Raw genomic sequence first — 9,458 nt, forward strand, 5'->3', positions numbered from 1 at the left:
GCTATTCGACCTCCCTGCGGAAGAACGCCTCGATCACGTCCCGGTTGTCCGCCGCCGTCGTCCCGGTGATCTCCAGCGAGCGCTCCCCGTCTCGCACGACGATCTTCCGGCCGTTGGCCCGGGTCACCCAGTCGCGCAGCAGGTGCCCGAGCTGGACCAGCACCGGCGAGCCGGCCAGCGCGACGGCGATCGTCGTGATGCTCGCGGCGTCGACCTTGGCGCCGGCGGGTACGGCGCCGTCCGGGACCAGGTCGACCCGGTCGACATCGAGTGCGAGCACTTCAGTGCGCAGGTCTCTGCAGGCTTGGTCGCACTCACCGGATTCGGTGAACACGCGCACGGCAATAGTGGCCACTTGGCAACAATACGGCGCACTCCCGAGTCGTAGGATAGTGGCAATGCGCGCCGCACTCCTGATCGCCACCGATATCCACGGCGACGACACTTTCAGCCGGCTGGGCTCACCGTCGAGGGATGTGCACGCCCTCGCCGGCGTTCTCGGTGATCGGGGAATCGGGAACTTCGAGATCACCGTGTCGAGAAACCGGCCGTCCCACGAGATCAAGGTGGCCGCGAACGAGCTTTTCAGCCGCGCGGGCCGGAATGACCAGGTTCTGGTCTACCTTTCCGGCCACGGCGTGAAGGACGAGGCGGGTCGGCTCCAGTTCGCGACGGTCGACACGAGGCGAGACCTCCTCGCCTCCACCGCGGTTTCCGCCGCGTTCCTCCGGGAGCTCATCGATCACAGCGCGGTCCGCTCCGTCGTGGTCTGGTTGGACTGCTGTTATGGCGGCGCGTTTCCCCCTGGCGCGATTCCCAAGGCCATGGGTGACGTCGACGTGCCAGACCAGCTGGGCCGCGGATGCGTGGTGATGACTGCCTCGACCCATATCCAGTACGCCTACGAACGCGGTGCCGGTTCCTCGTCGTCCGCGCAGCCGCAGCGCTCGGTGTTCACCGAGGCGATCGTGCGCGGACTGGGGACCGGAGAGGCCGATCTCAACACCGACGGCGTGATCGACTCCGACGAGCTGTACGAGTACGTCTACGACCGGGTGACGGCGTCCATGCCGGAACAGACGCCGACCTGCGCCAGACAAGGTGTCGGGAAAATCATCATCGCGCGTACTCCGAATACCCTGACGGAACGGTTGCTGATTCCGACCTGGTCCGGCCACAGTACGACCATTCCCAAATGGACGTACTACCTGGCCGTCGCGGCCGCGCTCAGTGTCGTCGTCCTGGTGGCCCTCGTCGTCCTCGACAAAGACAGGCCGAACTCGCCTGGCACGGGGGAAGGTCCCACGACGAAATCCAGTACGGAGATCTCGCCGGGCAGTCCTCCGGGTCGGTTCCCGTCTGCGGCCAGCACGATCGTGGACGAGGCCATCTTCGTGGGGAGGCCGGCGGACGTCGCGGCAGCGAAGCTGGAGGACGCCGGTCTCGTGCCAGCCGTTGTCGACCAGTTCGGGGATCCGCCGGAGGACCTGGCCAGCTGCGTCGTCGTCGAGGTCAGCCCGGTCGGTCGCCGGGTAGCCGGAACCAAGATCGTGGTCAGATGTGAGGTCGAGTAGCCGCCGTCAGCCGTACTCGTAGAAGCCGCGGTTGCTCTTCTTGCCGAGCAGGCCCGCGTCGACCATGCGCAGCAGCAGCGGCGGGGGCGAGTACAGCGGCTCCTTGAACTCCGCGTACATCGACTCCGCGATGGCCTTCGTCGTGTCGAGGCCGATCAGGTCGGTCAGCGCCAGCGGGCCCATCGGGTGGGCGCAGCCCTGGACCATGCCCGTGTCGATGTCCTCGGGCGATGCGAAGCCCGACTCCAGCATCCGGATCGCCGACAGCAGGTAGGGCACCAGCAGGGCGTTCACCACGAAGCCCGCCCGGTCCTGCGACATGATGACCTGCTTGCCGAGCTTCCCCTGGGCGAAGGCCTGCGCCCGAGCCCGCGTGTCCTCGCCGGTCAGCAGCGACGGCACCAGCTCCACCAGCTTCAGCACCGGCACCGGGTTGAAGAAGTGGATGCCGATGACCTGCTGGGGCCGCGACGTCGCCATGCCCAGCTTCATGATCGGGATCGACGACGTGTTCGACGCGAACACCGCGTCCTGGTCGGTGACGACCTTGTCGAGGGAGGTGAAGACCTCGGTCTTGGCCTGCTCGCTCTCCGCGACGGCCTCGACCACCAGCTGGCGGTCGGCGAAGTCGCCGAGGTCGGTGGTGAACCGCATGCGTTCGAACGCGACCGCGCGGTCCTCCTCGGTGAGCTTGCCGTTGCGCACGGCCCTGGCCAGGGACTTCTCGATCCGCGAGCGGCCTGCCCGCAGCGCGTCCCCGGACACCTCCGTGACCAGCACGTCGAGCCCGGCCCGCGCGCTCACCTCCGCGATGCCGGAGCCCATCAGGCCGCACCCGACAACGCCAACCCGCTCGATCCCGCTCAACGTCTCTCCCTCTTACACGTTCCGCCGGTACTGGCCACCGACCTCGAAGAACGCGTCGGTCACCTGTCCCAGCGTGCACACCCTGGCCGCGGCCATCAACTCATCGAACACATTACGGTCCTCGGCCACCGCCGTGCGCAGCCGGCGCAGCGCCTCCTCGGCCTCGGCCGCGTGCTCGGCCTGGTAGGCCCGCGTCCGCTCCACCTGCGAGCGCTTCTCGTCCTCGGTGGCCCTGGCCAGCTCGATCGTCGGGTCCTCGACAGCGCCCTCTCCGTCCTTCGACGGCTGGAACGTGTTCACGCCGATCAGCGGCAGTGAGCCGTCGTGCTTGCGCTGCTCGTAGAGCATCGACTCGTCCTGGATCCTGCCGCGCTGGTAGCCGGTCTCCATCGCGCCGAGCACGCCGCCGCGCTCGGAGAGCCGCTCGAACTCGGCCAACACGGCCTCCTCGACGAGGTCGGTCAGCTCGTCGATGATGAACGAGCCCTGCAGCGGGTTCTCGTTCTTCGACAGGCCCCACTCCTTGTTGATGATGAGCTGGATGGCCATCGCGCGGCGGACCGAGCTCTCCGTCGGCGTGGTCACCGCCTCGTCGTAGGCGTTGGTGTGCAAGGAGTTGCAGTTGTCGTAGAGCGCGCACAGCGCCTGCAGCGTGGTGCGGATGTCGTTGAAGTGCATCTCCTGCGCGTGCAGCGACCGGCCGGAGGTCTGCACGTGGTACTTGAACTTCTGCGACCGCTCGTTCGCGCCGTAGCGGTCGCGCATGGCCACGGCCCAGATCCGCCGCGCCACCCTGCCGATCACGGCGTACTCGGCGTCGAGGCCGTTGGAGAAGAAGAACGAGAGGTTGGGCGCGAAGTCGTCGATGTCCATGCCACGCGCGAGGTAGGACTCGACGTAGGTGAACCCGTTGGCCAGCGTGAACGCGAGCTGGCTGATGGGGTTCGCGCCCGCCTCCGCGATGTGGTAGCCGGAGATCGACACCGAGTAGAAGTTGCGGACCTTGTTGGTGATGAACCATTCCTGGATGTCGGACATCATCCGCAGGCTGAACTCGGTGGAGAACAGACAGGTGTTCTGGCCCTGGTCCTCCTTGAGGATGTCGGCCTGCACGGTGCCCCGGACGTTGGCCAGTGCCCACGCGGCCAGCTTCTCGCGCTCCTCGGCGGTCGGCTGGCGGCCGTGCTCGGCGGTGAACTTGTCTTTCGTCTGGTCGATGGCCGTGTTCAGGAAGAACGCGAGGATCGTCGGCGCGGGGCCGTTGATCGTCATCGACACCGACGTGGTCGGCGCGGTGAGGTCGAAGCCGTCGTAGAGCGCCTTCATGTCGTCGAGCGTCGCGATCGACACGCCGGAGGTGCCGATCTTGCCGTAGACGTCGGGCGGGGTGTCCGGGTCGTGCCCGTACAGGGTCACCGAGTCGAACGCCGTCGACAGCCGGGTTGCCTCGGAACCCTCTGACAGGTAACGGAAACGGCGGTTGGTGCGGAACGCGTCGCCCTCGCCCGCGAACATGCGGGCCGGGTCCTCCCCGTCGCGCTTGAACGGGAACACGCCGGCCGTGAACGGGAAGTAGCCGGGCAGGTTCTCGTTGCGCAGGAACCGAAGCAGCGAGCCGTCGTCGTCGTAGTGCGGCAGCGCGACCCGGGGAACCCTTGTGCCGGAAAGGGTCTCGCGCCACAGCTGCGTGTGCAGCTCCTTGTCGCGGACCTTCACGACCAGCTCGTCGCCCGTGTAGCCCTCGGCGAGCTTCCGGTGTCCGGTGAGGAGGTCCTCGGTGTCACGGGCGACGCGCCGCTCGGCCTCGGCGATCAGCCGGTCGAGGTCGCCGGTCTGCGCGCCCGCCTTCTCGAGGGCGTTCCTGGCCGTGTCGAGCGCTGCCTGCTCGCGCACCGCGGCGACCTGCTCGGCGGTGTCGGCGTGGTAGCGGCGGACGGTCTCGGCGATGTCGGCGAGGTAGCGCGCCCGCTGGGGCGGCACGATCGTCGCCGCGCGGGTGGACACCCGGCCCTCGACCGGCGCGAGCGTCGGCTCGCCGACCGGCAGGCCGCCTTCGGCGAGGATGTCGCGCAGGTGGTGGTAGAGCGCGGTGACGCCGTCGTCGTTGAAGGTCGCGGCACTGGTGCCGAAGACGGGCATGTCCTGCCAGGCGACGCCGAACGCCTCGCGGTTGCGGACGAGCTGGCGGGCGACGTCGCGCCTGGCGTCCTCGGCGCCCCGGCGCTCGAACTTGTTGATGGCCACGGCGTCGGCGAAGTCCAGCATGTCGATCTTCTCGAGCTGCGACGCGGCACCGAACTCCGGCGTCATCACGTACAGCGAGGTGTCGACGAACGGGACGATCGCCGCGTCGCCCTGGCCGATGCCCGGCGTCTCGACGATGACGAGGTCGTTGCCCGCTGCCCGGCACGCGGCGATGGCGTCGGTGAGACCCTCGGGGACCTCGCTGACGGCGCCGCGGGTGGCCATGGAGCGGAAGTAGACGGGCTCGGCGTCGTCACCGGAGATGCCGCCGATGGAGTTCATCCGGATGCGGTCGCCGAGCAGCGCGCCGCCGCCCTTGCGCCGCGTCGGGTCGACGGCGAGGACCGCGATGCGCAGTTTGTCCTGCTGGTCGAGGCGGAAGCGGCGGACCAGCTCGTCGGTGAGCGAGGACTTGCCGGAGCCGCCGGTGCCGGTGATGCCGAGGACCGGCACGGCGTGCTGCGTGGCGGCCTCGCGGATGGCGTCGAGGGTCGGTCCGTCCAGGCGCCCGGCCTCGATGGCGGTGATGGTGCGCGCGAGGACGTCGTGGCGCCCGCTGACCAGCGCCTCCAGCGTGGGTACCGCGCGGTCGCCGAAGTCGTGGTCGCAGGCCTCGACCATCGTGTTGATCATGCGCGCGAGCCCGAGGGTCTGCCCGTCCTCCGGTGAGAAGATCCTGGCCACGCCACGCTCGTGGAGCAGGCTGATCTCGGCTGGGACGATGACGCCGCCACCGCCGCCGTAGACCTTGATGTGCCCGGCGCCGCGCTCGCGGAGGAGCTCGACCAGGTAGGAGAAGTACTCGACGTGCCCGCCCTGGTAGGCGCTGATGGCGACGCCCTGGACGTCCTCCTGGACAGCGGCGCGGACCACCTCGCGCACGGAGCGGTTGTGGCCGAGGTGGATCACCTCGGCGCCCTGGGACTGGAGGATGCGCCGCATGATGTTGATCGCCGCGTCGTGCCCGTCGAACAGGCTCGCCGCGGTCACGAAGCGCACGGGGTGCGTCGGGCGGTGCAATGGGGTCTCCTCGGGCATGGAAATAGTTTGACGTCCTACTTTCGGTCGTGCAACTGATGTGGCGCAGGTCTCCAGGTATGTGGTATCCCACCAGCGGCAACGCCCACTCGAGCCACCCTGGAGCCCACCCGTGCCGATCCCCGATCCGGTCCTGCGAATGCTCGAAGACGACCTCGCGTCGAGGTCGCTCGGCATGGAGCTGGTGGACGCCGGGCCGGGGCATGCGACCGTTCGGATGGTCGTGCGGGACACCATGGTCAACGGGCACGCGCTGGCTCATGGGGGTTACGTCTTCCTGCTGGCGGACACGGCTTTCGCGTGTGCGTGCAACAGCCATGGACCGGTGACGGTCGCCGCCGGTGCCGACGTCACGTTCGTGGCGTCCGCTCGGCTCGGTGACGAGTTGGTGGCCCGGGCCGTCGAACGCGTGAAGTACGGCCGCAACGGCATCTACGACGTGACCGTCACCCGCGGTGACGAGGTGATCGCCGAGTTCCGCGGCAGGAGTCGCACGGTCTCGTCCTAGCCGCGGCGGACGTGATACAAAGAGTCGACGGTGTCTCATCGACTCGAGGTGGGTTATGACCGAGGTCGTACCGGTGGGGGCGGGGCTCGGGGTTCCCGGGCCGGGCACGTTGCACTGGCGCTACGCCGGTGAGGTTCGTGGTTACCTGCTGCTCGTCAAGGCGGGCCTGCTCCAGCTCATGCATCCCGGCCTCGGCGCCGGTGTGCAACACCACTCGGACTTCTTCAACGAACCGTGGGAGCGCGTCCTCCGCTCGGTCCCCGAGATCCAGGGCGTCACCTTCGACCACCCGAACGGCGCCGCCACCGCACGCCGGATCCGCGACTTCCACCACCACATCAAGGGCACCGACGCGCAGGGCCGCCGGTACCACGCGCTCGACCCCGAGACCTACTTCTGGGCCCACGCCACGATCTTCGACGCCCTCCTCCAGATGATCGACCTCTACGACCACCCCATGTCGGACGCCGAGAAGGAGCGGCTCTACCAGGAAGGATGCGGCGCCTACCGGGCCTACGGCGTCAGCGACCGGATCGTGCCGAAGGACTGGCCCGCCTTCGAAGCCTGGTTCGACCGGATGTGCCGGGAACGCCTTGAGGTCACGCCCGCGGCCAGCCGTCTGGTCACCTTCGCCAAGGAGCCGCCCGAGTCGTTTCCGCTGGTCCCCGCCCCGCTCTACCGGATCGTGCGGAGGCCGTCCGCCAAGCCGCTCTGGTGGCTCTCCCTCGGCACCCTGCCGCCCGTGGTGCGCGAGATGATCGGCGAGACCTGGACCGACCGGGACGAGCGCCGCCACCGGCGGGTTCGACGGGTGGTCCAGCGGACCTGGCCGCTGCTGCCCGCGCGGGTCCGCTACACCGCACGTGCTCGCGCCGGGTACCGGCGCGCGGGAATCGGGCCTGCCGGATGAGTTCGCTGCTCCAACTCGTTCTCGCCACGCCGGAGACCGACGCCGTCGGCGAGTCCATTGTGGACGCGGCGCTCGAGGAGTTCCTCGCCTACGGGTTGCGGCGGACCAACGTCGACGTCGTGGCCAGGCGGGCCGGGGTCTCGAGGGCCACGCTCTACCGGCGCTTCAGGGACAAGGACGCCCTCGTGCAGGCGGTCCTCGTGCGGGAGTGCAGGCGGTTCTTCGGCAGCGTCGCGGACGCGGTGGCCACACGGTCCACTGTGGAGGAACGGCTCGTCGAGGGGTTCGTCGTCGGGATGCGGTACGCGCGTGCCGACCGGCTGCTCAACCGGCTCCTCGCCTCGGACCCGGAGGCGCTGCTGCCCTACCTCACCACCAACGGGGCGCTCGTCGTCGCCGCGGCGCGGGAGTTCCTCGTGTGGCAGGGGGGTTCGACGGCACCTGTCCGGGACCGGACGCCCGACGGGATCGCCGAGCTGTTCGTCCGGCTGGCGATCTCGTTCACGCTCATGCCCGAGAGCGCCATCCCACTCGGCTCCGACGACGAGGTGCGGGCGTTCGCCTGTGCCTACCTCGCGCCGCTCATGCGGCCGTGACTACACGACCGCGTTGATCAGCTCGCGCAGGTCGACCTTGGCGCGCCGCCAGCGTTTCTGCATGTTGGTCGTGTCCTCGTCGGACAGACCCATGAGCAGGATGCCGCGGATCGCGTCCATGGCCGTGTACATGATGAGCCTGAACCTCGGGTTCTCGGCGTAGTCGCCGAACGCGGCCTCCGCGAGTTCGATCACCGACGCGCGTGCCGCGGGCTCCACCCTCGTCAGGTGCTCGCGCAGGTCGGGGTCGGTACGGGCGGCGACCCACATCTCGACCGTGGCGTAGTGGATCGGGCCCTGGTGCAGCTCCCACAACAGGTCGAGCGCGGCGTCGAGGGGATCCGGCGACCGGCGGACGGCGTCGACCCGTTCGATCGCCAGCTCGGCGCGTTTCGCGGCGAGGTGACGTACAGCCGCCGCGACCAGATCCGCACGCGTGGGGAAATGGTGCACCTGCGCGCCGCGCGTCACCCCGGCTAACTCCGTGACCCTCGTGGTGGTCGTGCCCGCGTAGCCGAACTTGACGAGGCAGTCGACGGTCGCGTCGAGGAGTCTGCGTCGCATCGCGTCGCTGCGCTCCTGCTGGGTTCTTCCTGTCTTCGACTTACGCACTGGCACGTGGCCAGTCTATTGATCCGGTCAGTTCGTCAACGGGGAGTTGGCCGCCTCGTGACGCCGTAAACGCCGAGCCCGCCCGCGACCGCGAGCGCGGCCAGTCCGAGTCCGGAAACCGCCATGGCCAGCGGCGGAGCGGCCAGCGGGGGCGTGTGCGTCACCGCCTCGACGATGATCACCAGGCACAGCAACGAGTATCCGGCAATGCTCAACCGGACGATGTTCATTTGCCGATTCTCACTCCAACGGGTGAATGAGAGGAGCCACGCGAGCGCCGGAATCACGAGGATCCCGTGCATCGTGACCGCGTGGGCAGGCTTCAGAAAGCCCGCGGTCTCGTAGGCGACGGACGGATCGGGCCCCCGCGCGGCCACCGAACCCGTCGCGATCATGGCCGCGCCGACGGCGAGCGCGACGAGCAGCGTCGCGAACCCGAACCGCAGTGCGAGGCGCATCGCGGGTGTCTGCCGCCCGCCCGCGCGGAACGCCGCGAGCGTCATGCCGACGATCGACGCGATGATCACGAACCCGCCCGCCGCGAGGGTCATCGACACGGCCGTGTCGAACCCGGTCTCGAAGTCGAAGTGCGACGGCACCCCGCGCCACGCCTGCGTCGACACGAGCGCGGTCTCGACCACCGACACGCCAGTGAACGCGCCGAGCAGCACGTTCGCGCTCCGCCCGGTGAGCGGGACGACGTGGGCGAGCCACGCCACCGTCGCGAGCGTCAGCCCGAACGAGAGGCCGAAGGTGGCCGCCTTGCGCAGCGACACCGGCCCGGTCCACGAGCCGCCGGTGACGAGCAGGACCCCGACGTGCGTCAACCCGCTCAGGAACAACAGCCCCCCGACGACGAAGGCGACCCGCTCGACCCGGCTGCCGTGGCGCCAGGACTCGCGCAACGACGTGATGATCCTGCTCGGCATGGCCATCAGTGTTCGCCCGAGGCGACCGGAAAGCGTCGCCTCGGGGTCGGCTTCGCGTCTACGCCGGCGGGCGTACGCCTAGGCGCAATGCCACTGATTTAGGTGGTGACAGGGCCGGTAGCCTGCCGTCTTGTGGATCTTGAGGCGGGCGGTGACGCGGGTCGGAGCTTGGTCGACCGG

9 protein-coding genes are annotated in these 9,458 nt (G+C 69.1%); 4 read left to right on the forward strand and 5 right to left on the reverse strand.

From position 1 onward, the window contains the following. Window position 1: 1 nt before the first annotated feature. Window positions 2-355: a hypothetical protein gene (locus CLV71_RS48265; RefSeq protein ID WP_166664532.1), complete on the reverse strand. Its 354-nt coding sequence runs from the start codon at window positions 353-355 to the stop codon at window positions 2-4. Between the two features lie 43 nt (window positions 356-398). On the opposite strand from CLV71_RS48265, the gene CLV71_RS45960 reads away from it, so the two are divergent. Beyond that, window positions 399-1,574: a caspase family protein gene (locus tag CLV71_RS45960; protein ID WP_166664533.1), complete on the forward strand. Its 1,176-nt coding sequence runs from the start codon at window positions 399-401 to the stop codon at window positions 1,572-1,574. 6 nt (window positions 1,575-1,580) lie between these two features. Here the strand turns inward: CLV71_RS45960 and CLV71_RS45965 are convergent, their stop codons facing one another. Then, entirely contained in the window at window positions 1,581-2,441 is an 861-nt protein-coding gene (locus CLV71_RS45965) for a 3-hydroxybutyryl-CoA dehydrogenase (RefSeq protein ID WP_133909287.1), read from the reverse strand. 12 nt (window positions 2,442-2,453) lie between these two features. Continuing rightward, window positions 2,454-5,723 carry a fused isobutyryl-CoA mutase/GTPase IcmF gene (icmF, locus tag CLV71_RS45970; RefSeq protein WP_133909288.1) on the reverse strand — a complete coding sequence of 1,090 codons (3,270 nt, stop codon included), beginning with the start codon at window positions 5,721-5,723 and terminating at the stop codon, window positions 2,454-2,456. 139 nt (window positions 5,724-5,862) lie between these two features. Between icmF and paaI the strand changes: the two genes are divergently transcribed. Genes paaI through CLV71_RS45985 form a run of 3 tightly spaced genes read left to right on the forward strand, consistent with a single transcriptional unit; the run spans window position 5,863 to window position 7,737 of the window. Then, a complete protein-coding gene (gene paaI / locus CLV71_RS45975) occupies window positions 5,863-6,231 on the forward strand; it encodes a hydroxyphenylacetyl-CoA thioesterase PaaI (protein ID WP_133909289.1) in 369 nt (122 codons plus the stop codon). A gap of 55 nt (window positions 6,232-6,286) precedes the next feature. Continuing rightward, on the forward strand, window positions 6,287-7,141 hold the full coding sequence (locus tag CLV71_RS45980; RefSeq protein ID WP_133909290.1) for an oxygenase MpaB family protein: 855 nt from the start codon (window positions 6,287-6,289) through the stop codon (window positions 7,139-7,141). Continuing rightward, window positions 7,138-7,737 carry a TetR/AcrR family transcriptional regulator gene (locus CLV71_RS45985; RefSeq protein ID WP_133909291.1) on the forward strand — a complete coding sequence of 200 codons (600 nt, stop codon included), beginning with the start codon at window positions 7,138-7,140 and terminating at the stop codon, window positions 7,735-7,737. The genes CLV71_RS45980 and CLV71_RS45985 overlap by 4 nt, the downstream gene beginning before the upstream one ends. Here CLV71_RS45985 and CLV71_RS45990 read toward each other — a convergent pair whose 3' ends face one another. Both CLV71_RS45990 and CLV71_RS45995 read right to left on the reverse strand, forming a co-directional pair. Continuing rightward, window positions 7,738-8,355, reverse strand: coding sequence for a TetR/AcrR family transcriptional regulator (locus tag CLV71_RS45990; RefSeq protein ID WP_243867501.1), 618 nt, complete (start codon window positions 8,353-8,355; stop codon window positions 7,738-7,740). It abuts the gene before it with no gap. 29 nt (window positions 8,356-8,384) lie between these two features. Continuing rightward, the gene (locus CLV71_RS45995) at window positions 8,385-9,278 is read right to left on the reverse strand and encodes a hypothetical protein (protein WP_133909292.1); all 894 of its coding nucleotides are present in this window, start codon (window positions 9,276-9,278) and stop codon (window positions 8,385-8,387) included. Window positions 9,279-9,458 lie beyond the last annotated feature (180 nt).

Origin of the sequence: Actinophytocola oryzae (assembly GCF_004364325.1) — a bacterium.
Classification (GTDB): domain Bacteria; phylum Actinomycetota; class Actinomycetes; order Mycobacteriales; family Pseudonocardiaceae; genus Actinophytocola; species Actinophytocola oryzae.